Annotated in this window: 19 protein-coding genes; 8 read left to right on the top strand and 11 right to left on the bottom strand. The window is 74.0% G+C overall.

What is annotated here, in order from left to right; genetic code table 11:
* Nucleotides 1–22 precede the first annotated feature (22 nt).
* From SMD20_RS06185 to SMD20_RS06170, 4 genes are all read left to right on the top strand, one after another.
* Nucleotides 23–859: a LysR family transcriptional regulator gene (locus tag SMD20_RS06185; RefSeq protein WP_329576036.1), complete on the top strand. Its 837-nt coding sequence runs from the start codon at nucleotides 23–25 to the stop codon at nucleotides 857–859.
* 183 nt (nucleotides 860–1,042) lie between these two features.
* Nucleotides 1,043–1,858, top strand: a complete 816-nt coding sequence (locus SMD20_RS06180; protein WP_329576033.1) for an IclR family transcriptional regulator — start codon at nucleotides 1,043–1,045, stop codon at nucleotides 1,856–1,858.
* A 210-nt stretch (nucleotides 1,859–2,068) separates the two neighbouring features.
* Nucleotides 2,069–3,238, top strand: coding sequence for a cytochrome P450 (locus SMD20_RS06175; protein ID WP_329576030.1), 1,170 nt, complete (start codon nucleotides 2,069–2,071; stop codon nucleotides 3,236–3,238).
* Between the two features lie 133 nt (nucleotides 3,239–3,371).
* Entirely contained in the window at nucleotides 3,372–5,654 is a 2,283-nt protein-coding gene (locus tag SMD20_RS06170) for a protein kinase domain-containing protein (protein ID WP_329576026.1), read from the top strand.
* Between the two features lie 30 nt (nucleotides 5,655–5,684).
* On the opposite strand, the gene SMD20_RS06165 is transcribed toward SMD20_RS06170, so the two are convergent.
* Both SMD20_RS06165 and SMD20_RS06160 read right to left on the bottom strand, forming a co-directional pair.
* Nucleotides 5,685–6,590, bottom strand: a complete 906-nt coding sequence (locus SMD20_RS06165; protein ID WP_329576022.1) for a D-isomer specific 2-hydroxyacid dehydrogenase family protein — start codon at nucleotides 6,588–6,590, stop codon at nucleotides 5,685–5,687.
* Nucleotides 6,591–6,615: 25 nt separating this feature from the next.
* Nucleotides 6,616–7,530, bottom strand: a complete 915-nt coding sequence (locus tag SMD20_RS06160) for a sugar kinase (RefSeq protein WP_329576019.1) — start codon at nucleotides 7,528–7,530, stop codon at nucleotides 6,616–6,618.
* Nucleotides 7,531–7,678: 148 nt separating this feature from the next.
* Between SMD20_RS06160 and SMD20_RS06155 the strand changes: the two genes are divergently transcribed.
* Complete coding sequence (locus SMD20_RS06155) at nucleotides 7,679–8,872, top strand: MFS transporter (protein WP_329576016.1); 1,194 nt, start codon at nucleotides 7,679–7,681, stop codon at nucleotides 8,870–8,872.
* On the opposite strand, the gene SMD20_RS06150 is transcribed toward SMD20_RS06155, so the two are convergent.
* Together SMD20_RS06150 and SMD20_RS06145 are read right to left on the bottom strand one after the other, a co-directional pair.
* The gene (locus tag SMD20_RS06150) at nucleotides 8,815–9,762 is read right to left on the bottom strand and encodes a carbohydrate kinase family protein (RefSeq protein WP_329576013.1); all 948 of its coding nucleotides are present in this window, start codon (nucleotides 9,760–9,762) and stop codon (nucleotides 8,815–8,817) included. The genes SMD20_RS06155 and SMD20_RS06150 overlap by 58 nt on opposite strands.
* Nucleotides 9,759–10,784 carry a LacI family DNA-binding transcriptional regulator gene (locus tag SMD20_RS06145; RefSeq protein ID WP_329576010.1) on the bottom strand — a complete coding sequence of 342 codons (1,026 nt, stop codon included), beginning with the start codon at nucleotides 10,782–10,784 and terminating at the stop codon, nucleotides 9,759–9,761. Before SMD20_RS06145 ends, SMD20_RS06150 begins: the two co-directional genes overlap by 4 nt.
* Nucleotides 10,785–11,084: 300 nt before the next feature.
* Here SMD20_RS06145 and SMD20_RS06140 point away from each other — a divergent pair, with 300 nt between their 5' ends.
* Entirely contained in the window at nucleotides 11,085–12,371 is a 1,287-nt protein-coding gene (locus tag SMD20_RS06140; RefSeq protein ID WP_329576006.1) for an ABC transporter ATP-binding protein, read from the top strand.
* 182 nt (nucleotides 12,372–12,553) lie between these two features.
* Here SMD20_RS06140 and SMD20_RS06135 read toward each other — a convergent pair whose 3' ends face one another.
* Complete coding sequence (locus tag SMD20_RS06135; RefSeq protein WP_329576003.1) at nucleotides 12,554–13,738, bottom strand: hypothetical protein; 1,185 nt, start codon at nucleotides 13,736–13,738, stop codon at nucleotides 12,554–12,556.
* 123 nt (nucleotides 13,739–13,861) lie between these two features.
* Between SMD20_RS06135 and SMD20_RS06130 the strand changes: the two genes are divergently transcribed.
* Complete coding sequence (locus SMD20_RS06130) at nucleotides 13,862–14,347, top strand: hypothetical protein (RefSeq protein WP_329576001.1); 486 nt, start codon at nucleotides 13,862–13,864, stop codon at nucleotides 14,345–14,347.
* On the opposite strand, the gene SMD20_RS06125 is transcribed toward SMD20_RS06130, so the two are convergent.
* From SMD20_RS06125 to SMD20_RS06105, 5 genes are all read right to left on the bottom strand, one after another.
* Nucleotides 14,291–15,550, bottom strand: a complete 1,260-nt coding sequence (locus tag SMD20_RS06125) for an acyltransferase family protein (protein ID WP_329575999.1) — start codon at nucleotides 15,548–15,550, stop codon at nucleotides 14,291–14,293. The genes SMD20_RS06130 and SMD20_RS06125 overlap by 57 nt on opposite strands.
* Nucleotides 15,551–15,597: 47 nt before the next feature.
* The gene (locus SMD20_RS06120) at nucleotides 15,598–16,650 is read right to left on the bottom strand and encodes a cation diffusion facilitator family transporter (RefSeq protein WP_329575997.1); all 1,053 of its coding nucleotides are present in this window, start codon (nucleotides 16,648–16,650) and stop codon (nucleotides 15,598–15,600) included.
* Between the two features lie 69 nt (nucleotides 16,651–16,719).
* Nucleotides 16,720–17,883, bottom strand: a complete 1,164-nt coding sequence (locus tag SMD20_RS06115) for an acyl-CoA dehydrogenase family protein (RefSeq protein ID WP_329575994.1) — start codon at nucleotides 17,881–17,883, stop codon at nucleotides 16,720–16,722.
* Between the two features lie 72 nt (nucleotides 17,884–17,955).
* Nucleotides 17,956–18,567: an amino acid-binding protein gene (locus SMD20_RS06110; protein WP_329575991.1), complete on the bottom strand. Its 612-nt coding sequence runs from the start codon at nucleotides 18,565–18,567 to the stop codon at nucleotides 17,956–17,958.
* Nucleotides 18,568–18,744: 177 nt separating this feature from the next.
* On the bottom strand, nucleotides 18,745–21,879 hold the full coding sequence (locus SMD20_RS06105; protein WP_329575989.1) for a bifunctional cytochrome P450/NADPH--P450 reductase: 3,135 nt from the start codon (nucleotides 21,877–21,879) through the stop codon (nucleotides 18,745–18,747).
* Nucleotides 21,880–21,940: 61 nt separating this feature from the next.
* On the opposite strand from SMD20_RS06105, the gene SMD20_RS06100 reads away from it, so the two are divergent.
* Complete coding sequence (locus SMD20_RS06100; RefSeq protein WP_329575986.1) at nucleotides 21,941–22,501, top strand: TetR/AcrR family transcriptional regulator; 561 nt, start codon at nucleotides 21,941–21,943, stop codon at nucleotides 22,499–22,501.
* On the opposite strand, the gene SMD20_RS06095 is transcribed toward SMD20_RS06100, so the two are convergent.
* Complete coding sequence (locus SMD20_RS06095) at nucleotides 22,502–22,807, bottom strand: hypothetical protein (RefSeq protein WP_329575983.1); 306 nt, start codon at nucleotides 22,805–22,807, stop codon at nucleotides 22,502–22,504.
* Nucleotides 22,808–22,809: the final 2 nt, after the last annotated feature.

Here is a 22,809-nt window from a genome sequence, read left to right as displayed (position 1 = left end):
ATCGCCCGGATAGCCTGGGGACGTGGAGACGCGGGAGCTGCGTTATTTCGTCGCCGTCGCCGAGGAGCTGCACTTCGGCCGGGCCGCCGAACGCCTGGGGATCGCCCAGCCGCCGCTGTCACGTGCCGTCATGCGGCTCGAACGGCGGCTCGGGGTGAAGCTGCTGGAGCGGTCGAGCCGCAAGGTCACGCTCACTCCCGCCGGGTCGGTGCTCCTGGCCGAGGGCCGGACGGTCCTCGCCGCGCTGTCGGCCGCCGAGCGCCGGGCCAGGGAGGCGGCGGACGAGCCGCGCCTGGTCCTCGCCACCAAAGCGGGCGCGTCCGGGGAGCTGCTGGCGAAGCTGCTCGACGCCTACGCCGCCGAGCCCGGCGCGGCCACCGTCGACCTGCTGCTGTGCGAGTCCCAGCAGCAGCAGCGCCTCCTGCGCGACGGCGAGGCCGACGCGGCGCTGCTGCACCTGCCCTTCGACGCGACCGCGGGGTTCGACACCGAGACGCTGTGCACCGAGGGACAGGTCGCGGTCCTGCCCGCCGGGCATCCGCTGACCGCCCGGCCCCGGCTCATGACGGCGGAGGTCGCCGCGCTGCCGGGGCTGCCGCAGGCGCGCTGGCCGGGGCCGGACGGCTCCTACCCCGAGGGGCCCGGCCCCGAGGTGCGGAGCCTGACGCAGCTGCTCCAGATGGTCGCGCTCGCCCGCGCGAGCGTGATCCTGCCCGAGTCCTGCCGGGCGGACCTGCGCCCGGACCTCGCCACCGTCCCCGTGGTGGACGCGCCGCCCGTGACGACGGTGATCGCCTGGCCGCCGCACAGCCGCTCCCGGGCGCTCGCCCACCTGGTCCGCGTGGCGTGCCGTACGTAGTGCTGATCGCCGGCCGGGCGCGCGGCGCGGCCGTCCTCGCGCGGGTGGAGGGCGTCTACGCCGAGCTCATCAAATTACGCTGACCTGGGTATTTGGAGACGCGGCCACCGGGGTAGGCCAAGAAAGGTCAAGCCGCAGTCTCGGGGAAGCCCCCTCTTGCTCGCGGAGAGCGAAGGGACATTCATGCTCACGCAAACGGCCGGCCAGGAGCCACCGCTCGCCGACGACCGCCCGGTGTCGCAGCCGGGGAGCCTGGAGAGGGGGATCGACATCCTCCTCGCGCTGAGCGGGGCGCCGCGGCCGGTCAGCCTCGCGCAGCTCTGCCGCAGCACCGGGCTGCCCAAGTCCACCGCCCACCGCATACTCGGCGTGCTGTGCGGGCGGGGGCTGGCCAGGCGGGCGGGCACCGGCTACCTGCCCGGCGACCTGCTGGAGGTGCTCGCGGGCGGGCCGGAACGCGGTCCGGGCGCGCGGCGGGCGGTGCTGCCGTACCTGCTCTACCTGTACGAGACCACCCGGCAGACGGTGAACCTGGCGGTGCCCTCCGGCCTGGAGGCCCGCTACGTCGAGCGGCTGTACGGCCACGACCGGGTCGCCTCCCCCTCCGACGCCACGGACCGCGCGCCGCTGCACTGCACGGCGACCGGCAAGACGCTGCTCGCCTTCGACGCCGGGCTGCGGCAGGAGTTCCTGGCGCGCGGCGCGTTCGACCGGCTGACCGGCCGCACGATCACCACGCTGGCTGGGCTGGAGCGGGAGCTGGCCCAGGTGCGGCGGCACGGGGTGGCGTACGCGCGGGAGGAGTTCGCCGAGGGCGTGTCGTGCGTGGCCGCACCGATCTTCGGGCCGGCGTTCGGGTCGCCGGGCGGGCGGATCCGCATGGCCGTGGGCGTGGCCGCGCCCGCGTACGGCGTGCCCCTGGGGCGGCTCGCCATCGCGGTGCGCGGGGCGGCGCAGGCCATCTCGGCGGCGCTGCTCGGCGAGCAGACGTCCCGATGACCGGAACGCCGCGGGGCCCCGCGGCCGGAAGCGTTCCACTGACCGAAACCCCGCGTTGCGGGCGAGCCGGGCGGCGCGATCACATGAGCGGCATGGACCTCCTTCCCGCTCCGGCCACCCCGGAGGCGCCCGCGGTCCGCTGGGCTCGGGCCCGCACGGCCCCGGACCCGCGGGCGCCGGTGGAACGTTCCACTGGGCGGGAGTGCGCGCGTGCCTAGGGGGCTGCCCAGGGCGGGCGCGCTGCAGAGCCTGCGGCTCTCGGCCGCGCTCGTCCCGCCGTGGGCGCCCCACACGCTTCCCGGACGCGACCCGCTGCGAGCCCGTCCCCTGCTGGCCACCCTGGAGTCCCGCTACGGCGGCCGCCCCGTGCTCGTCCGCGGCCGGCGCGGCCCCGCCCTGCTGGTGCTGTCCCGGCGCGACGCGCTGCGCGTGCTGACCGAGGAGCGCGACGTCTACGCCGCCGGCGTCGAGGCCGGGCTGGAGGCCTGCATGCAGGAGCGCCCCTTCGGGCTGCCCGCCGACGTGCTGCGCCCGGCGTTCATCGAGATCGCCCGCGCCGAGGCCGCCGAGCTGACCAGCGGCGTGGTGGACTTCGACCGGCTCGACGCGCGCTGGCAGCGCGTGGCCCGCCGCTGCGTCTACGGCGACGGCGCGGCCGGCGACGAGGAGCTGACCCGGCTGCTGACCCGCCTCACGCGGGCCGGCCGGCGGCGTGCCAGGCGGCGCAGGGAGCTGCTGTCCGGCCGCTACGACACCCGCATCCTCGACCATCTGCGACGGGCCGAGCCCGGCAGCCTCGCCGGGCTGATCGCCGAGACCCCCGGCGAGGCCGAGTCGCGGGGGCTCATGCAGGCCGCCTACTGGCTGATGGGGCTCGGCGTCGTCTCGGCCGCGCTGATGCAGACGCTCGCGCTGCTGTCCACGCACCCGGCGCACCGCAAGGCGGCCCGCGCCGACCCCGAGCATCTGCGGGCCTGCCTGCGCGAGGCGCTGCGGCTGTGGCCGCCGGTGCCGGCGCTGTCCCGGGTCACCGCCGCCGAGACCCACTGGTACGGCGCCACCCTGCCCGCCGGCACCCCCGTGCTCGTCCCGCTGGCGGTGCACCAGCGCAGCGCGCGGCTGCCGTACGCCGACTCCTTCGCGCCGGAGATCTGGCTGAACGGCACCGCCGCCGACGAGTGGTGGGCCCGTCCCGGCTGCGACGCCATGCACCTGACGCTGGCCGTCGGCACCGCGTTCCTGGCCGCCGTGCTGCGGGAGGCCAAACCCAAGCCGATCGGGCGGCTGTTGTCCCCGCACCGCCCGATCCCCCACACCGCCGACCCCGCCCGGCTGCGCGTGCGGATGCGCCAGGCGCGCCGCAAGCCCGGGCGTTCCTGAGGCCATGCCTGCTCAGCGCCAGTGGCCTACGGAGGGCCCCTTCCTCCGTTAGAGTCTGGGGTACGAAACGGCATGCCGGGCGGAGGTTCGGTTCGGTTTGGGACGGGATGACCACGGCGAGAGGACGGCGACTTTGGGGCGCTCCGCAGGCACTCCGCTGAAGCCGGAAGACCCGCCGGCGATCGGTTCCTACGAGCTGGTCAGCCGTCTCGGCACCGGCGGCATGGGAGTCGTCTACCTCGCCAAGGCCGCCGACGGCTCCAGGGTGGCGCTCAAAGCCATCCGGCGCGACTACACCGCCGACCCGGTCTACCGGGCGCGCTTCCACGAAGAGGTGTCCAACGCGCGCAAGGTGGCCTCGTTCTGCACGGCGCGGGTGCTCGACCACGGCGAGGACCGCGGCGTGCTCTACCTCGTCACCGAGTACATCGACGGCATCTCGCTGGAGGACCACCTCATCGAGCACGGCGCGCTGTCGCCGTCGGTGCTCCATGCCGCCGCCGTCGGCGTCGCCGCCGCGCTGACCGCCATCCACGCGGCCGGGCTCGTGCACCGCGACCTCAAGCCGGCCAACGTCATGCTGACGCTGGCCGGGCCGCGGGTCATCGACTTCGGGCTGGCCCGCTCGACGCACGTCAACGCCCGGCACACCAACGCCGGCATGGTCATGGGCACGCCCGGGTGGATCGCTCCCGAGCAGGTCTTCGAGGGCCGCACCAGCCCGGCGGGCGACGTGTTCGCGTGGGGGTCGCTGATCGCGTACGCGGGGCTGGGCGGGCATCCGTTCGGCGAGGGGGACGCCTACGTCATGGCGGCGCGGGCCCGTACGGCGCCGCCCGACCTGCGGGGGCTGCCCGCGCCGCTCGACCGGCTGGTGGCGGCGGCCATCCACCCCGACCCGTCGCGGCGGCCGACGGCGCGGCAGTTGCTGCTGGAGCTGGTGGAGGCCTCCGACGAGCCCGCCGCCCAGCTCGCGGCCACCAAGCACCTGACGAACGCCTGGAACGCCTCGGAGTTCGCCCCCCTCACCCGGCCCCCCGGACCTCAGGGACACGGCGTGCAAGGGCCCGGTGTGCAAGGGCCCGGCTCGCAGGGACCCGGCGCTGTGCCGCCGGCCGAGCGCACGGGGCCGTCGCAGCACGGGGTGCCGCCCGTGGAACGCACCGGGCCCACCCCTGGCATGCAACCGCCGCCCGCCGAGCGCACGGGGCCCACCCCCGGGAGCAGCCGGGGGCCGCACGTGCCTCCTCAGGGCGCCCCGATCCCTCAGAACGCCCAGATCCCGCCGCAGGGAGCCCCAGTGCAGGGAGCCCCGGCGCAAGGGGCCCCGGTGCAAGGGGTTCCGCCGCAGGGGGCGCCGATGCAGCAGGTGCCGCCCGGGGGTTCGCCACATCCCGGCGCCGCCGTGCCGCCCGGAGCGTCCGCGCATCCCGGGTCCCCCGCGCCGGCGGGCCCGGCCGCGCACCCGGCGTCCTCCCCACAACCTGGGGTTTCCGCGCACCCTGGGGCACCCGTGCCGCCGGTGCCGCCGGCTGAGCGGAGCGGGCCGGTGCCCGGCATGGTGCCGCCGCATGCCTCGGGGCACGGGCAGGGACAGGGCAGTCGGCGGGGTCCGATGCCGCCCGCGCCGGGCCACAGTGCCCCGCCGCCGCACCCGGATCGCACCGGACCGGTGCCGCTTGCCGACTACAGCGGCCAGCTGCCGCACCCCGACCGTACGGGGCCGGTGCCGCACGCCGACCGCACCGGACCCGTGCCGCATGTCGAGCACACGGGGCCCATGCCGCGGGTTGACCGGACGGGGCCGGTGCCGGGCGGGATGGTGCCGCCGCATCAGACCGGGCAGATGCCGCTCCCCCGTCATCCGCGCGGCAACCAGGGGCCGCTGCCGCGTCACGCGACCACCGGGCAGGGGCCGTTGCCGGGATATCCGCCGCCCCGCAGGAAGCGGAGTGTCGCCACCGGCTGCCTGACCGCGCTGGTGGTGGCGGCCGTCCTGGCGGTGCTGATCCTGGCCGCCCTCGCGTGGCTGTTCCGCGGCGGCCCGGATGCCGGCGCCGACGGTCAGGTGCAGGACGGCAAGCTGCGCTTCTCCGTGACCGGCACGACGTGCCAGAAACCGGCGAAGGCCGCCACGAAGCGCACCTGCCGGGTCGGTGTCCAGGTGGACAACGTGGGCCCCGACGCCCGCGTCCTCTATCCGGGCCAGCAGAAGCTGGTCGGCGAGGACGACGAGGTGCACGGCGGGGTCAGGTTGCTCGACGCCGCCGGCAAGGAGATCACCCCGATCCGGATCGAGTCGGGCGGGGCGTTCACCGGGACGCTGGTGTTCGACCTGCCGAAGAAGAGCAAGCCCGTCGGCCTGGAGGTCCACGACTCGGGCCTCAGCTCCGGCGCCCGCATCACGCTCGTCTGAGCCGCCGGGCCGCCGGGCGTCCGGAGCTGGTCAGAAGCCCTCGGACGGGGAGACCCGGCCCTCCAGAGGGGCGCCTTCGGCGAAGCGGCGCACGTTGTCCTCGACCCGCTCGGCCAGGCCACGCCAGTAGGCGGCGGGCGGGTTCGCGCTGTGCGGCGTGATGAGGACGTTGTCCATCGTCCAGAGCGGGTGCCCGTCGGGGAGCGGCTCGGGGTCGGTGACGTCGAGGGCGGCCCCGCCGATGCGGCCCTCGCGGAGCGCGGCCACCAGGTCGGCGGTGACGACGAGGCCGCCGCGGGCGACGTTCACCAGCCAGGCGCCGGGGCGCATGAGCGCGAACTCGCGGGCCCCGAACATGCCGCGGGTGCGGGGCGTGAGCGGCGCGGCGACCACGACGTAGTCGGCCTCGGGCAGCGCCTCGCGGAAGCGGTCGCGGGGCAGGATCCGGGCCGCGCCGGGCGCGTCGCCGCGGTCGGTGACGGCGATCACCGGGCAGCCGAACGGCTCCAGCAGCGGCACGAGCGCCCGCCCGATGCCGCCGTGGCCGACGACGGCGACGGTCGAGCCGGCGAACACCGCCGAGCCCTTCGGGCTCCAGGTCGTGGCCCTGGCGTACCGGGGCAGCCCGCGGGCGGCGGCCAGCATGAGCGCGAGTGTGTGCTCGGCGACCTGGGGGCCGTACGAGCCGGTGGCGGCGGTGAAGACCGGCTCGTCGGTGATCACCCCGGCGGCGGCCATGCGTTCGACGCCCGCGCTCGGCAGTTGCACCCAGCGGATCCGCTCGCCGATCATGCCGCGCAGCTCGCCGGGGTCGCCGCTGCCGTAGTAGACGAGCGCCTCGGCCTCCTCCAGCGGCACGACGCGCCCGCCGCCGCGGCGGACGGCCTCGACGAGGGCGGGCACGGGCTCGGGGCCGACGTGGACGGCGACGGTCATCGGAATACCTCCTAGTCGTACGGGCTCAGCGGTGCACGGTCTCGCCCGAGGAGGCGAACGCGGCCAGCGCCCGGTCCAGGCCGGCCCGGTCGGGCAGCCCGGAGTTGTCGTCGGCGCACTGCACGACCAGCGCGGCCACGGCCGCCGCCTCGCGCAGGCACACCTCGTACGGCTCCCCGCGCAGCAGCCCCGACAGGAACCCGGCCGCGAACGCGTCCCCGGCCCCCACCGGATCGGTGACGGGCACCGGGAACGCCTCCTGCCGCAGCCCGGCGCAGCTCGCCGACTTGTCGCGGTGCTTGATCACGGTCAGTCCGGGCAGCCCTGCGGGGTCCACGCCGAGCAGCTCCAGCTCGTCCTCGCCGGCGAGGACCACGTCGGCGCGGGCCATGAGCGGCGCGACGCGTTCGCGCCACCGCTCGGGCGGGCCGAGCTTGAGGCGTACGTTCGGGTCGAAGGAGACCGTCGCGCCCGCCTCGCGGGCCAGGTCGAGCAGGCGGAGCGTGGCCAGGTGCGCCGTGTCGGACAACATCGGCGTGATGCCGGTGACGTGGACGAGCTGGGCACCGCTTACCATCCCGGGCGTCAGCTCGCCGGGGGCGAGGCGGGAGGCGGCCGAGCCGCCGCGGTAGTAGGCGACGTCGATGGCCCTGGCCGGATGGCTGTCGCGCAGCAGCAGCCCGGTGGGGGCGTCCGGGTCGACGACGGCGTGCCGGGTGTCGATGCCCTCGGCGCGCAGCATGGCCAGCACCGATCTGCCGGCCGGGTCCGCTCCGACCCGGCCGAGCCAGCGGGTCTCGTGGCCGAGCCTGGCCAGCCCGGCGGCGACGTTGGACTCGGCGCCGGCGATCGAGCGGCGGAAGGAGGTGGCACGCTCCAGGGGGATGCCGGGTTCGGCCAGCATGAGCAGCATCGCCTCGCCGCAGACCACGACGCTCACAGCTGGGCCCGCACGGGTGACCGGTGCATCATGCGTCCCAATCGTAGTACGAAATCACTTTTGCCCAATCGGGTAATGCTGTCATCCAGATCCCTCCGTCACCCGTCTACCCTGAGCAACTTCCGGGTCGGGAACGGGGCTAGAGCGCGTGAGGCGTCCATTCATCATCCTGCTGGCCGCCAACGCCCTCTCCGTCACCGGGACCATGCTGTGCGTCCTCGCCGTGCCGTGGTTCGTGCTGGAGACCACGGGCAGCGCGGCGCTCACCGGCCTGGCGGCGTTCTCAGCCACGCTGCCCGTGGTCGTCGCGGCGGCGTTCGGAGGGACGCTGGTGGACCGGCTGGGGTTCCACCGGTCGAGCATGGTGTCGGACCTGATCAGCGGGCTGGTCGTGCTGGCCGTGCCGCTGCTGGCACAGGGCTCAGGGCTGTCATACCCACTGCTGCTGGCGCTGCTGTTCCTGCGCTGGCTGGCGGCCACGCCGGGCGAGACCGCGCGCAAGGCGATGCTGCCGGAGCTGGCGGCGCTGGGCCAGGTGCGGATCGAGCGGGCGGCGGCGGCCTACGACGGGGTCTACCGCGGGGCCGCGATGGTGGGCGCGCCGCTGGCCGGGGTGCTGATCGTCTGGCTCGGCACGCACGCGCTGCTCGTCGTGGACGGCGTCACGTTCCTGCTGTCGGCGGCCCTGGTGGGCACGCTGCCGCGGGCCGGCGATCAGGCGCGGCCCGGCGGCGGGGAGAGGTACCTGCGGGGGCTGCGCGCCGGGCTCGCCTTCCTGTGGCGTGACCGGCTGCAGCTCAGCGCCACCGGGATGCTCGTGGTGGTGAACATGCTGGACACGGGCGTCACGCAGGTGCTGCTGGCCCTGTACGCCAGGGACGTGGCGGGCGATCCGCGCGCGTTCGGCCTGCTGGCCGGGTCGGTGGCGGCGGGCGCGCTGGCCGGGACCGTCGCCTACGCCGCCGCCGGCGACCGGCTGCCGCGCCGGCTGACGTACGGGCTGGCGTTCCTGCTGGCCGGGGTGCCCCGGGTGCTGGTACTGGCCTTCGACGTGCCGTTCCCCGTCGCCGTCGGGGTGGCGCTGGCCTCGGGCTTCGCCGCGGGCGCGATCAACCCCATCCTGGGCGTGCTGCAGTACGACCGGATCCCGCCCGTGCTGCGGGCCCGGGTGATCGGGGCCATGACCGCCGCCGCCTACGCGGCCATGCCGGTGGGCGGGCTGCTCGCCGGGGCGCTGACCGAGCTGGCCGGGCTCCGCGCCGCCCTGCTCGCCTTCACCTGCGTCTACGCGCTGATCTCGCTGCCGCCGTTCGTCGGCAGGGCCTGGCGCGAGCTCGACTGACCCGGACGCGAGCCCGTCGCCGCCGCCCGCTCCAGCAGCAGTTTCTCGGTGATCGGCGACTCGTGGGTGCCGGGTACGGAGCACGCGTGCGCCCCCGCGACGGCCCCGAGCCTGACGCACTCCTCCAGCGGCCGGCCGCGCAGCGTGCCGTACAGGAAGCCGGAGACGAACGCGTCGCCCGCGCCGTTGCTGTCGGCGACCGGCCCCGGCAGCGGCTCGGCGGGGAACGCCCGGACCTCGCCGGAGTCGCGGGTCAGCACGAGGCAGCCGTCGGCGCCGCGGGTGCAGACCACGGTGTGGGCGCGGCCCCCGGCCAGGATGACGCGCATCGCCGCGGCCGGGTCGGGCAGCGCCACGGCCGACAGGAACACCAGGTCGGAGCGGAGGGCGAAGTCCTTGTGGTAGTCGTCGGCGCCGTTCCAGTCGTGCAGGTCGGTGGAGATCGGCACCCTGTGGAGGTCGTCGTAGACGTGGCGGCAGAAGTCGGTGATGGAGACGTGCACGTGGCGGGCGCGTACGCCGGCGTAGGTCTCCTTCGGCAGGCGCTCCCCCGGCGTGGCCTTGGGGTCGAAGAAGGAGGTGCGCCGGCCGTCGGGGCCGACGAGCAGCACGCTCCTGCGGGTGCCGGCCTCGGCCGGGCCGTAGGAGCAGGCGAGCTCGCGCAGCGCGTGGCGGATCAGCGCGCCCTGCGGGTCGTCGCCGATCAGGTCGGCGAAGGCGACGTCGAGGCCGAGGGCGTGACAGCCGAGCGCCACGCCCGCCCCGGTGTTGCCGATGCGGTCGACGACCGGCGGCACCTGGTAGGTGTCGCGGTAGGGAAGCGGCAGCTCAGGGACGTAGACGGTGGTGTCGACACCGGCGCCGCCGAGGACGAGGACGTCGCGCGTCATCGATTGACCAGCGGGCCGGAGCCGGTGGAGCCGCGGACGACGAGCTCGGGCTGGAAGATCAGCTCGACGTGCTTGGCGGGCGCGCCGTTGACCTCCTCCAGCAGCGTCTGCACCGCCGCCGAGGCCATCGCTCCTATCGGTTTGCGCACCGTCGTCAACGGCGGGTCGGTGAACGCGATGAGCGGCGAGTCGTCGAACCCGACCACCGACACCTCGCCGGGCACCGCCAGGCCCTTCTCCCTGCAGGCGCGGATCGCGCCCAGCGCCATGAGGTCGCTGGCGCACACGATGCCGGTGCAGCCGCGCGCCAGCAGCTGCGCGGCCGCCGCCTGGCCGCCCTCCACCGAGAACAGCGAGTGCGCGATCAGGTCGTCGACGTCGGTCACGCCGAGGAGCTGGGCCATCGTCTGCTTGAATCCCTCGATCTTCCTGATGACCGGCACGAACCTGCGCGGGCCGAGCGCCAGCCCGATGCGCTCGTGCCCGAGGTCGACCAGGTGCTGCACGGACAGCCGGACCGCCATGCGGTCGTCGGGCGAGATGAAGGGCGCGTCGATGTGCTCGCTGTAGCCGTCGACCAGCACGATCGGCAGGCCGCGGTCGGTGAGGCGGGTGTAGCGATCCATCCTGGCGGTGGTGTCGGCGTGCAGCCCGGAGACGAACACGATGCCGCTCACCCCGCGGTCGACCAGCAGCTCGGTGAACTCGTCCTCGGGCGCGCCGCCGGGGAGCTGGGTGCACAGCACCGGCGTGTAGCCGTGCTGGGTCAGCGCCTTCTCGATGGCCTGCGCGAACGCCGGGAAGATCGGGTTGTCCAGCTCGGGCGTCACCAGGCCGACCAGCCCGTTGCTGCGCTGGCGCAGGCGGGGCGGGCGTTCGTAGCCCATGAGGTCGAGCGCGGTCATGACCGCCTGGCGGGTGGTCGCGGAGACCCCTGGCTTGCCGTTGAGCACCCGGCTGACGGTGGCCTCGCTCACCCCGGCCTGGGCGGCGATGTCGGCAAGGCGAGCGTGACCATTCATGTGAGCTACTTTACTTTCCACCCTGCCGCCGAATCCGCTGCTCCGGGGGACACCCGAGGCGGGCATGAGCCGGCCTCCCCCCTGCGTCCCGACCATGAAAGCCGTTTCTGCAACTTTACGCAACTCCTTTGCAGGCATCGGCAATCCGGAAATATCAGTCTTCGGTCGCCCAAAACTCCCGGCCGAAACGGCGTGGATGGAGATTCTTTATGTCAAGGGTGGACATCTAGCGTTAAGGCGCGATGTACTACCTCATCAATCCGTCTCGTCACAGGTGACACGCGCGCAAGGTGCAGGCCCATGAGCTCGGTCGTTCTCGACAGCGTGACCAAGGTGTATCCGGGCGACTACCTGGCCGTCGACCGGCTGAGCTTACGGGCTGAAGACGGTGAGTTCCTCGTCCTCCTGGGCCCTTCCGGCTGCGGCAAGTCGACGTTGTTACGGATGATCGCCGGCCTGGAAGGCATCACCGAAGGTGATCTGTGGCTGGACGGCGAGCTCGCCAACCACCTGCCGCCGCGCGACCGCGACGTCGCCATGGTCTTCCAGAACGGCGCCCTCTACCCGCACCGCACCGTACGCGGCAACATCGCCTTCCCCTTGGAGATCGCCAAGTCCGACCCGGCTCTCGTGCGCGAGCGCGTGACGGAGCTGTCGAAGGTGCTGCACATCGACGAGACGCTGGACCGCCGCCCCGGCACCCTGTCCGGCGGCCAGCGGCAGCGCGTGGCGATGGGCCGGGCGATCGTCCGGCAGCCGAAGTTGTTCCTCATGGACGAGCCGCTGTCCAACCTGGACGCCGGCATGCGCACCGAGCTGCGCATGGAGATCTCCGCGCTGGTCAGGTCGCTCGGCGTCACCACCATCTACGTGACCCACGACCAGGTGGAGGCCCTGACGCTGGCCGACCGCATCGCGATACTGAATCGCGGGGTCCTCCAGGACGTCGGCACCCCGGCCCAGATTTACAACGATCCAGCCACCGCCTTCGTGGCCGCCTTCCTCAACTCCCAGCAGTTGAACCTGTTGGCGGCCACTGTCAGGACGCCGCAGAACCAGTACGTGCTGCTCGACTTCGGCCCGCACCGGCTCACCATGCCCTGGAGCGATCCCAGGGCGTACGCCATCTCGCAGCACACCGGCGGGCACGTCCTGGTCGGCATGCGGCCCGACGGGCTCGCGCCGGTGCCGGAGTCGTACGAGGGGCCGTCGTTCTTCGGGCGGGTGCGGACGCTGGAGTATCACGGGCACGAGTGGATGGCGTACCTGGAGTGCGGCATGCCCGCCGTGCCCGTGCCCGAGCCGCCGGACCCCAGGCAGCGGCGGGCCCACGGCGCCAAGAACGGCGGAGGCGGGCTGTCGGGCCTGATGCGCCGCATGTTCGCCCCCGCCCAGGAGGCGGAGCCCCAGGAGCAGGAGCGCGTCGGAGCCGCGGGCAGCGGCATCCACCGCCGCGCGGACCTCGTCGTCCGCCTCGGCAACCGCCCGGTCTGGCGCGCGGGCGACGCCGCCAAGGTCGCGGTGGACCTCTCCCGCATCATGATCTTCAAACCGGACGGCGCCCGCATCGACCCACCCCGCCGCTGACGCCGCCGGGTCAGAGACTCCACCGGGGGCCGTCGGGGGTGTCCTGTATCTGCACGCCCGACGGTGCCCGCATCGACCCATCCCGCCACTGACACCGCCGGTTCAGAAACTCCAGCGGGGGCCGTCAGGGGTCAAGCCCGACGATGCCCGGCTCGACCCGCTTCGCCGCCGAGTCCGCCTGGTCACAGACTCCAGCGAGGGCCGTCCGGGGTGTCCTCGATCTGGACGCCGCCGGCTCGCATCGCTTCGCGGAGTGCGTCGGCGATGTCGTAGCTGCCCTGGCGGCGCAGCGTGGCGCGGAGCGCGAGCAGCGAATCCACCAGGTGGCCGAGGCTCGCCGAGCAGCGGCCGGAGTCGGCGGCGAGCTCGCCGAGGCGGGCGATGAGCAGCCGCATCAGCTCGCGCGCCTGCTCGACGCCGCCGGCGTCCTCCTCGGTGTCGGCGGCCCACTTGACGATCTCGGCCTCCAGATCGAGGACCGCCTGCGCGGCCGCCACGAGGTCGGGCTCCGCCTCCGCAGCCCGGAAGCGCTCCTCGCCGGCGCGGATGGTCTCCTCCAGCGTCACCTCGGCGGGCGCGGCGGCCCGCTCCGCCGGGGACGGCGGCAACGGGGCGCCGCCCGCGCCGGAGGCCAGCCGGCGAAGCCCGGCGAGGTCGGTGCGGGTGCCCGCGGGCAGCACCGCCGCCGACCCCGGCAGGCGCACGGTGAGCCCGCCCCGCCCGGCGACGCGCACGCTCTCGCTCTCCAGGTCGATGACGAGCGCGGTGTGCTCGTCGAGGCCGAGCACCGCGGTGCCCTCGGGCAGCTCGCGCTCCATCCGCGACAGCCGCCGCTCGCCGAGGTAGCAGTAGCGGGTGTCGTGGGTGCCGCCCTCGGCGTTGTCGAAGTGCGGGATGAGGACGGCCTGCAGCCCGAGCGGCTCCAGCAGGTCGATGCCCTCGCGCCAGTGGGGCTCGGCGCCCACCTTGTAGATCTCGTAGACGGGGACGGTGGCCAGGCCCGCCGTGCAGGCCGCCGCCGAGGCGAGCACGGTCACGCCCTGCCGGGCGCGCACCCGTGCCCGCAGGTCGCCTGCCACGCCGGACTCGGCCCAGCGCTCCAGCGCGTACGTCGGGCTCCCCGGCCCCGAGAACACCCAGTCGGCCCCCGCGATGCCTGTCCCCACCTCGACCTGGAGCCCCACGCTGTGGGCGAAGTAGCGGCGGGCGCGGGCGGAGATGTCCGCGCGGTTCTCCTGGAAGGCGTAGGGGGTGTCGAGCAGCACCGCCCGCGCCCCGGGTCGCAGCTCCCGCGTGGCGGCGCGGTGGACCTCGACCATGGTCGGGCTCGTCTCGCCCGACCCCATCAGCACGAGCACACCTGGCATGGTTGTTCGGCCCCTCTCTGTCGCCCGCCCTTCGACTACAGCCGGGCTCGCCGCGCGGTTCAAGAGCGAACGCCACCTGCGTGCTGCCCGTAGTTGCGTATGGATTGCAGTAAGTTGGTGGCGATGACGGCAGGACACGTGGTCTCGGTTGAGACGCTCATGCTACGCGTGGGCACCGACAATCGCTGGTCGTACCGGCACGCCACGACCAGCCCGCGCGCCGGCGAGACCCCCGACGAGGCGGCGCGGCGGCTGGCCGGGGTGCGCGGCGACGAGCCCGGCGTCGTGCTGCACTCCACGAGCTGGCGCTACGAGCCGGACGGCCGGGTCGTGCTCACGTACGCGGTGTGCCCCGATCCCGCCCCCTGGCTGCCCGCCGAACGGGCGCCCGTCCTGGAGATCGCCCGGGGAGCCGCGCCCGCGACGCCGTCGCCGGAGCGCCTCGCGCTCGCCAACGTGGTCGCGCACGCCATCAGGCACCTGGCCTTCCTCGTCGCCGAGGATCCGGTGGTGGCCCGGGCGCTGGCCCGCCATCCGCACGTCGTACCGGCTCTATCCGGCCCGCCCGCCGGGGCCGCCACCCCTGAGCCCGCCGCGACCGGCGCCTGAGACGGCCCGCGCGACCCGGCGGCCCCACGCCTGACCGGGCCGTTCGACGAAGTGGTAGGCGAGGGCGCTCGCCCCCAGCACCAGCGCCAGGGCGAGCGCCGCCATCGCCACCTGCCACACCGGCTCCGCGTGCCGCAGATCGCCCGTGAGCTGCGTGAAGTACTTCAGCAGCGGATGATGGACCAGGTAGAGCGAGTAGCTGACCAGCCCCAGCCAGACGAGCGCCCGGGGCAGCCGCCGCCCGCGCAGCGCCATCCCGGCCGCGAACGTGCCCCCCGCCAGCGCGATCGTGGTCAGCCAGACGTCGGCCTCCACCCACCACCAGCCGGTCTCGATCGCCCGCAGCGGCGCCAGCCCGACCAGCGCCGTGGTCACCGCCACCGGCCACAGCGGGCCCGTGCCCTCCTCCCAGCGGCGGATCGCGGTGCCCGCGAACATGACCGCCACCACGGCCACGCCGAGCCACGGGATGCGGCTGCTCAGCACCAGCGCGGCCAGCGCGGTCACGCCGAGCACGCAGGCCGCCGCCGTACGGGCCCGCCCCCACAGCACGCACGCCAGCCCGGCCGCGAACACGACGGCCGTGACGTACGCGGGCCAGCCGCCACGCAGAATGGGCCCGCCGATCATCAGGCCCACGGCCACGGCCCCCACGGCGAACACCACCGTGAGCGTCCCGCTCCCCCGGTGCGCGCCGACCAGGAACAACGCGGTGACCACGAGGTAGAACACCATCTCGTACGACAACGTCCACATGGTGTCGGCCACGCCGCCCACGCCGACCACGTCGAGCAGCATCGTGGCGTGCGCCGCGACCGCGCTCCCGTCGCGCGGCACCTCGGCGCGCACCGGCACCCACCAGGCGAGCGCCAGCACGAGCGCGGTCACCGCCAGGTAGAGCGGGTAGAGGCGGAAGAACCGGCTGATCCAGAAGGCCCGCACGTCGCCGTGCCGCTCCAGCGACGTGGGGATGATGTAGCCGCTGACCAGGAAGAACACCAGGATGCCGTAGACGCCGAGACTGAACCAGAAGGGACGCAGACCCGGCAGGAACCACGGCAGCAGGTGCTCGGCCACCACGGCCATCGCCCCGATGCCGCGCAGGGCGTCGAGCCAGGCCAGCCGCGCGCCGGGGCCGGGGGCCGCCGGGCCGCCCGAGCTGCCGGGGTCGCTGGGCACGAGCGGAGCGGTGGCTGCGGACACCCGCACCAACTTACCCGTACGGCGGGCGGTGATGCCGCCCCCTCTTCTCACTCGCTCCGGTGCGCGGTGAGCGAGGCGTGGTGATCGGCGCCGTCCGGGCCGTAGGGGTCGGTGTGGACGGTCGCGGCGCGCAGGCGGGGCAGCTCGTGGATGAGGCGGTGCTCGGCCTCGACCGCCACCGCGTGCGCGTCCACGACCGACATGTCATGGGCGACCAGGATCTCCACCTCGGCGTGCAGGGCGTGGCCGATCCAGCGCAGCCGCACCGAGCCGACCCGCCGCACGCCGGGCACCCCGGCGATGATGCCTTCCGCCGCGTCCACGAGCGCGGGGTCCACGGCGTCCATGAGGCGGTGGTAGATCTCGCGGGCCGCGTCGCGCAGGACGAAGCAGATGGCGACGGTGATCAGCAGGCCGACGATGGGGTCGGCGACCGGGAAGCCGAGCGCGGCGCCGCCCGCGCCGAGCAGCACGGCGAGCGAGGTGAAGCCGTCGGTCCTGGCGTGCAGGCCGTCGGCGACCAGGGCGGCCGAGCCGATCTCCCTGCCGACCCTGATCCGGTAGCGGGCCACCCACTCGTTGCCGAGGAAACCGATCACCGCGGCGGCGGCCACCCAGCCGACGGCGCGGATGTCCTGGGGGTGGAGCAGGCGCTGGACGGCCTCGTACCCGGCGAGGGCGGCGGAGACGGCGATGATCGCGACGATGACGATGCCCGCCAGGTCCTCGGCGCGGCCGTAGCCGTAGGTGAAGCGGCGGGTGGCGGCGCGGCGGCCGACCGAGAACGCGATGGCCAGCGGGACGGCGGTGAGGGCGTCGGCGAGGTTGTGCAGGGTGTCGCCGAGCAGCGCCACCGAGCCGGACGCCACCACGATGACCGCCTGGACGGCGGCGGTGACCATCAGCACGGCGAAGGAGACGGCGAGGACCCGCATGCCGCGGCTGCTGGACTCCAGGGCGGTGTCGGTCTTGTCGGCGCTGTCGTGGCTGTGCGGCGTCACGACGTGCGCGATGCTCCTCGCCAGCCTCCTGAGCCCGTGCCCGTGGCCGTGCCCATGCCCGTGCCCGTGGTCATGGCCGGAGTTCGGCTGGTGCGCCATGGCATCCCTCGCTCGCGCAGGTCGTCGCTCGGCACCAGGATAGGCACCCGGCCCCGGCACGACCGAGGCTCACCAGCCGATCCTGCCCTTGCCCGACACCAGCGCGCGGGCGATCACCAGGCGCTGCACGTCGTTGGTGCCCTCGCCGATCGCCATCAGCGGCGCGTCCCGGTAGAGCCGCTCCACCACGAACTCCTGCGAGTAGCCGTAGCCGCCGTGGATGCGCATCGACTCCAGTGACGCCTTCAGCGCCACCTCGGAGGCGAAGTACTTCGCCATCCCGGCCTCCATGTCCACCCGCTTGCCACTGTCGGCCTGGGACGCGGCCCAGTACGTCAGCAGCCGCGCCGCCTGGATCTCGGTGGCCAGGTCGGCGAGCTTGAGCTGGACGGCCTGGAAGTCGGCGATGGGCTGCCCGAACGCGGTGCGCTGCCGGGCGTAGCCGAGCGCGGCGTCGTAGGCGGCCTGCGCGACGCCGACGGCGCGGGCGGCGATGTTGACCCGGCCGATCTCCAGCCCGCCGAGCACCTGCTGCATGCCGCGTCCTTCGACGCCGCCGAGCAGGGCGGAGACCGGCACCCGTACCTCGTCGAGCACGACCTCGCAGGTCTCGGTGCCCTTGTAGCCGAGCTTCGGCAGGTCGCGGCTGACGCTGAAGCCGGGCGACGACGGGTCCACGAGCAGCACCGACATGCCCTTGTGGGCGGGTTCGGTGATCGAGGTCTTGACGAGGACGGGCAGCGGGTCGGCGTGGCGGGCGTTGGTGATCCAGGTCTTGGTGCCGGTCACCAAGTAGTGGTCGCCGTCGCGGACCGCGCGGGTCTGGATGCCCTGCAGGTCGGTGCCGGCGCCGGGCTCGGTGAGGGCGATCGCGGTGCGCCGGGCGCCGGTGGCGAGGTCCTTGAGGTAGAGCCGCCGCTGCTCCTCGGTGCCGTGCCGGTTGATCATCCAGCAGGCGAGCGAGTGGGAGCCGATGGTGCCGGCCACGCCCATCCAGCCGCGCGCGATCTCCTCGAAGACCAGCGCGAACGACACCATGTCGGCGCCCATGCCGCCGTACTCCTCGGGCACGGACAGGCCGAACAGGCCCATCTGCTTCATCTTGTCGATGATCTCGGCCGGGTATCTGCCGGAGTGCTCCCACTCGACGGCCACCGGCACGATCTCCTTGTCCACGAACGCGCGCAGGGTCTCCCGGAACGCCTTCTGCTCGTCGGTCAGCTCGAAATCCATGTGCCTCGTCCCCGGTCCGCTTGCTGATCAGGCAGCTCACGTTAATAAGGTGGCACTTACCGGGTCAATGTCCTACGAGACGGTCCGGGCAGCGAGCTTGGCGACGACGTCCACGATGCGGACGGCGCGTTCGATCTCCGCGCGGTGGAAGACCGGCCCTCCGGCGGCGCGCGCCACGACCAGGTGCATGCCGTGCTCCAGCACCGGCAGCAGCATCAGCCGCAGCTCGCGGGCGTCCATGGCGACGGCACGGGGAGGCGGCGCCGGCAGCTCGAAGGTGTCGGGGGCGGCCAGCGAGGCGTGCCGCACCGCGCCGTCCGCCACGGCCAGCGACCACTCCGCCCCGCACAGCCCCGGCAGCGCGTCCACCAGGGTGGCGAGGCCGCGGCCCGGCTCGGCCACGACGTGCGAGAGCAGGTCGTAGTCGAGCGCCGATCCCGGCACCTCCTTGGTGGTCCACACCCCTTCGACGCGCACGCCGGGCACCACCGAGAGCCGCTCGCCGGCCTCGGCCGGGGTCACCGGCCCCGGCCAGGAGACGGTGAAGTCGTCCACGGCCCGCCCGGCCTCCCGTTCGAGCACGGTGACCTGCAGGATGTCGGCTCCGAGCGTGCCCAGTGCCTTGGCCACCCGGCCGAGCCCGCCCGGCCGGTCCGGCAGGGACACCCTCAGTCGCAGCAGCATGCCGCCCCCCTTTCACGAGCTCTCACAGTGCCGTGGAAAGGTTTCCAGCATGTTCCACGGAAATGTCGTACATGCTGCGGTTCTATCCCTAGATGCAGGGTTAAGTCCGGATTATCAACCACGGTCTGCCCATGGTGAGCTGGAGTTTTGGCAGATCGCGCTCCAAAAACGGCAAGGTCAGGCGAACACGTCCTGCTGGTAGCGGCCGTCCGCCTCCAGCCCGGCCAGCCAGGCGGCGCCGTCCGCGCCGGTGCGCTCCCGGTGCAGGTCCAGGAGGGCCTGCCGGACGGCGGGGGCCATCCGGAGGCCGTCGCCGCAGACGTACACGTGCGCGCCCCGCTCCAGCAGCTCCCACACCTCCTCGCCGTGCGCGGCGAGCGCGTCCTGGACGTACCGGTACGGATGCCCGGCGACGGCCGAGAACGCGGTGTGGACGCTCACCTCCGGCCGCCCGGCCCAGCCCGCGAGCTCGTCCCGGTACAGCAGGTCGTGCTCGGGGTGCCGGCACCCGGCGAACACCAGGGCCCGCCCGGGGGCGGCCGACAGCGCCCGCTCCTCCAGGAAGCCGCGCAGCGGCGCGAACCCGGTGCCGGGACCCACGAGGATCACCGGCGTGGCCGGGTCGGCGGGCAGCCGGAACGCCGGCGCGGGCACCCGTACGTAGCCGTAGAAGACCTCGCCCTCCCCCAGCCCGGCCAGGTACGCCGAGCAGGTGCCGTGGTAGGTGCCGCTCCCCGACCAGGCGGGACCCTCGACGAGCCCGACCGTGAGCCGCACCAGCGACGGATCGGCCAGCGGCGAGGAGGAGACCGAGTAGTAGCGCGGCCTGATCGGCCCGGCCAGCTCCAGGAACACCGGCAGCGGCAGCTCGATCGCGGGGAAGCGGTCGAGCAGCGCCAGCGGGGACAGGCGCTTGGCGAGGACCTCCTCGGCGTAGTTCGCGGTCAGCTCGGCGAGCTGGCGGCGGGTGAACGGGCACGCGGTGTGGGCGGCCAGCGCCTCCAGGTCGGCGCGGGTGGCGACCTCCTGCAGCTCGGCGAACTCGCTGAGCAGCAGCCCGGCGGTCACCGGCGTGTCCACGGGCAGGTGCGTGGCGCCGGAGGCGCGCAGCCGCAGGACCTGCTCGCGGGGGACGCGCAGGCAGCGCAGCGCCCATTCGACCAGCTCGGGGTCGTTCTTGGCGAAGACGGCCACGTGGTCGCCCGCCGTGTACGTGACGCCCTCGGGCAGCCGGGCCACGATGGAGCGCACGCCGGGGCGGGGCGCCTCGGCCGAGAAGTCCCAGAGCCCGGCGGGGTCGCCGGTCAGCTCCTCGTTGGAGACGACGGTCAGCGGGACGGCCCGCTCGGAGACGACCGAGGGCCGGACCTCGGCCTCGCTCAGCACCTCCATCGTGTAGCGGGGGCCGGTGGCGGCGGCGCCGGCGCCGTACTCCTCGGCGAGGGCCGTCCAGAGCCGGGCGGTCCAGGCCGACACGTCGCCGTCGAAGTCGCCGTCGGTGTCGGCCTCGCCCCGCTCGACCAGCGGCACCGCGCCGGCGGCGATCAGCTTCTCACTGGCGCGGCGCGGGAACGCCTGGTAGGTCGGCCACTGGGTGTTGCCACAGCCGAGCACCGCGAGGCGCACCCCGGACAGGTCCGGCAGCGTGTCGAGGGCGTCGAAGCGCTGGGCGTTGTCGGGGGCCTTGCCGTTGTAGGAGGAGGCGACCACGATCAGCAGGCCCTCGCGCGGCGGGTCGAGCTCGTCGAGCGTGGTCAGCGTGGTGGCGAACCCGGCCCGCCCGGCCCGCTCGGCCAGCCGCTCGGCGAGGTCGGCGCTGGTGCCGAGGTTGGAGCCGTAGGCGACGGTGAGCGGCACCCCGGCGACCGCCACGTCCCGCTCCCGCACGGGCGAGACGGCGGCGTCGGCGGCGGCGGCGGCGAGCGCGACGGCGGTCCGCTCGTGGGCGCGCCGCTCGCGCACCCGCAGGGTGAACCCGTCCGGCTTGAGGGTGAGGGTCTGCTTGATCTTCATCCGGTACGCGTCCGGGTCGGACAGCGCGAAGCGCCGCAGGATCATCGCCAGCGCCAGCCGGGCCTCGGTGAGCGCGAACTGGCGGCCGATGCAGGCCCGCTCGCCGTTGCCGAACGGCTTGTACGCCGCCGGGTGGTGGTTCTTACGCTGCTCCGGCAGCCAGCGGTCGATGTCGAACTCGTCCGGCCGCTCCCACGCCCCGGGGTGGCGGTGCAGGACCGGCAGCAGCACGCCCACGCCCTGGTCCTTGGGGATCGGGTAGCCGCCGATCTCGGTGTCCTCGATCGCGCTCACGCCGAAGGCGGGGATCGGCGACCAGAGCCGCAGCGTCTCCTCCAGGATGCGGGGGATGACGTCGAGCTTCATGATCGTCTCGTAGGAGGGCGGCTCGTCGCCGGGCAGCAGCCGGTCCACCTCCTCGTACGCGCGGGCCAGCGTGTGGGGCTCGCGCAGCAGGTTGTACAGCGCGAAGGAGAGCAGGCCGCTGGTGGTCTCGTGGCCGGCGATGAGGAAGGTGAGCACCTGGTTGCGGATGTTCTCGTCGGACAGCCGGGCGCCGGTCCGCGGGTCGGCGGCCTCCAGCATGAGCCCGAGCAGGTCGCCGGCCGCGCCGCCGCCCTCGGCCCTGCGGGCCTTGATGACGTCGTCGACCAGGGCCCGCATGGTGGCGATGTCGCGCCGGTAGGTCTCCTCGTGCCGGCGCTTGAGCCGGGTGACGAACGGGAGCTGCTGGTTGCGCAGCATGGCCTCGGTGAGCGCGCCACCCATGGCCTTGAGGAACGGGTGCAGCTCGGGCGAGTTGAAGGAGTCGAAGCGGTGACCGAACCCGGTGAGCGAGATCGTGTCGAGCGTGAGCCTGGTCATGTCGTCGGCGACGGGCAGGTCCTGGCCCTGCCGGGCCGCCCATGAGGCGACGAGCTGCTCGGCGACCTCCAGGAACTGCGGATAGTACGCCTTCATCGAGCGCTGGCTGAAGGCGGGCAGCAGGATGCGGTGCGCCTGCCCCCAGACCGGCTCGTGCCGCTCGGCGGTGAACAGGCCGTCGCCGCCGAACTCGCGCACGATCGACAGCGGCGGCCGGATGCGCTTCTCGAACCGGCTCTCGTCGCACACCTCGGCGACCAGGTCGGGGTCGAAGACCAGCACGATCGTCCGGCCGGCGACCTCCAGGCGGAAGACGCCCTCGTCCCGGTAGCGGGCCGCCACCTCGACGAAGTGCTCGGTCGGGGCGTGCGCGGGGATCTGCAGCGTGTTGCCGAGGAGGGGCAGCCCTTGCGGGGCGGGGATCGTCCGTGCCATCACGTGCTCCAGAAATCTAGCCATACACCGTATGGCTCACGCTACCATACGGTGTATGGCTGTGAGCGCGCGCAGAGGCACCCCGCTGAGCATCGACGAGATCAGCGCCGCGGCGCTGCGACTGGTGGACGCGGGCGGCGTCGAGGCGCTGTCCATGCGCAAGCTGGCCGCCGAGCTCGCCGTCAACCCGATGTCGCTCTACCACCACGTGGAGAGCAAGGAGGCGCTGCTGGAGCTCGTCTGCGCCACGACGACGCGCCGGATGAGCCTGCCGCCCGACGACGGCCGGCCGTGGCAGGAGCAGCTTCGCGCCCTCGCGTTCGCCTACCACCGGCACGCGCGGGAGCACCCCGCGCTGTGGATCTACGTGCACGGCCATCCGCGGATCGTCGCCGACCGGCAGCTGTCACTGTGGCAGGTGCTGGAGCGCATCCTGCGGCTGGCGGGGGTGCCCGAGGACGAGCTGCGGCGCACGAGCGACGTGCTGTACGCGTTCGTGTCGGGGATCATCCTGTCCGAGCTGCAGGGTCACCTGCCGGACGACCCCGAGGAGACCGGGCGCAGCCTGAACACCGCGGTCGAGCTCATCGTACGAGGTCTGGAGAGCGGCGCGGCGGGCTGATCAGCCGGCCGCCTCCCACACGGAGTCGAAGGCGGCCCCGGGGATCTCGGTGAGATCCCAGATCTCCAGCGGCTGGTCGGTGAGGAAGCCCTGCTCGTCCTGCAGGTGCTCCCACCAGTAGCGGCGGGCGGCGCGGTCGGCGCCGACCTCGACCTGCCGGATCGCCCACTGCTCGCCGTCGCCGCCCTCGACGCTCTCGAACAGCCACACCCGGCCGGCCTCGTCGGCGGTGTGCCAGTAGCGGCGCGGGCCCTCGGCCTCGGCGAGGGCCCGGACCAGCGGCCGGCGAAGATCTGGAGCTACCACGC

The sequence above is a fragment of the Nonomuraea sp. LP-02 genome (assembly GCF_036289125.1).
Taxonomy (GTDB): Bacteria; Actinomycetota; Actinomycetes; order Streptosporangiales; family Streptosporangiaceae; genus Nonomuraea; species Nonomuraea bangladeshensis.
This window is presented reverse-complemented; position numbering and strand designations above follow the sequence as displayed.

Excerpts from the sequence above, each read along its gene's own strand:
- SMD20_RS06145 (WP_329576010.1), bottom strand. The coding sequence starts at position 10,784 with ATGAATGGTCACGCTCGCCTTGCCGACATCGCCGCCCAGGCCGGGGTG.
- SMD20_RS06110 (WP_329575991.1), bottom strand. The coding sequence starts at position 18,567 with ATGCTGCTGCGACTGAGGGTGTCCCTGCCGGACCGGCCGGGCGGGCTC.
- SMD20_RS06135 (WP_329576003.1), bottom strand. The coding sequence starts at position 13,738 with ATGCCAGGTGTGCTCGTGCTGATGGGGTCGGGCGAGACGAGCCCGACC.
- SMD20_RS06165 (WP_329576022.1), bottom strand. The coding sequence starts at position 6,590 with ATGACCGTCGCCGTCCACGTCGGCCCCGAGCCCGTGCCCGCCCTCGTC.
- SMD20_RS06150 (WP_329576013.1), bottom strand. The coding sequence starts at position 9,762 with ATGACGCGCGACGTCCTCGTCCTCGGCGGCGCCGGTGTCGACACCACC.
- SMD20_RS06105 (WP_329575989.1), bottom strand. The coding sequence starts at position 21,879 with ATGGCACGGACGATCCCCGCCCCGCAAGGGCTGCCCCTCCTCGGCAAC.
- SMD20_RS06180 (WP_329576033.1), top strand. The coding sequence starts at position 1,043 with ATGCTCACGCAAACGGCCGGCCAGGAGCCACCGCTCGCCGACGACCGC.
- SMD20_RS06115 (WP_329575994.1), bottom strand. The coding sequence starts at position 17,883 with ATGGATTTCGAGCTGACCGACGAGCAGAAGGCGTTCCGGGAGACCCTG.
- SMD20_RS06130 (WP_329576001.1), top strand. The coding sequence starts at position 13,862 with ATGACGGCAGGACACGTGGTCTCGGTTGAGACGCTCATGCTACGCGTG.
- SMD20_RS06140 (WP_329576006.1), top strand. The coding sequence starts at position 11,085 with ATGAGCTCGGTCGTTCTCGACAGCGTGACCAAGGTGTATCCGGGCGAC.
- SMD20_RS06120 (WP_329575997.1), bottom strand. The coding sequence starts at position 16,650 with ATGGCGCACCAGCCGAACTCCGGCCATGACCACGGGCACGGGCATGGG.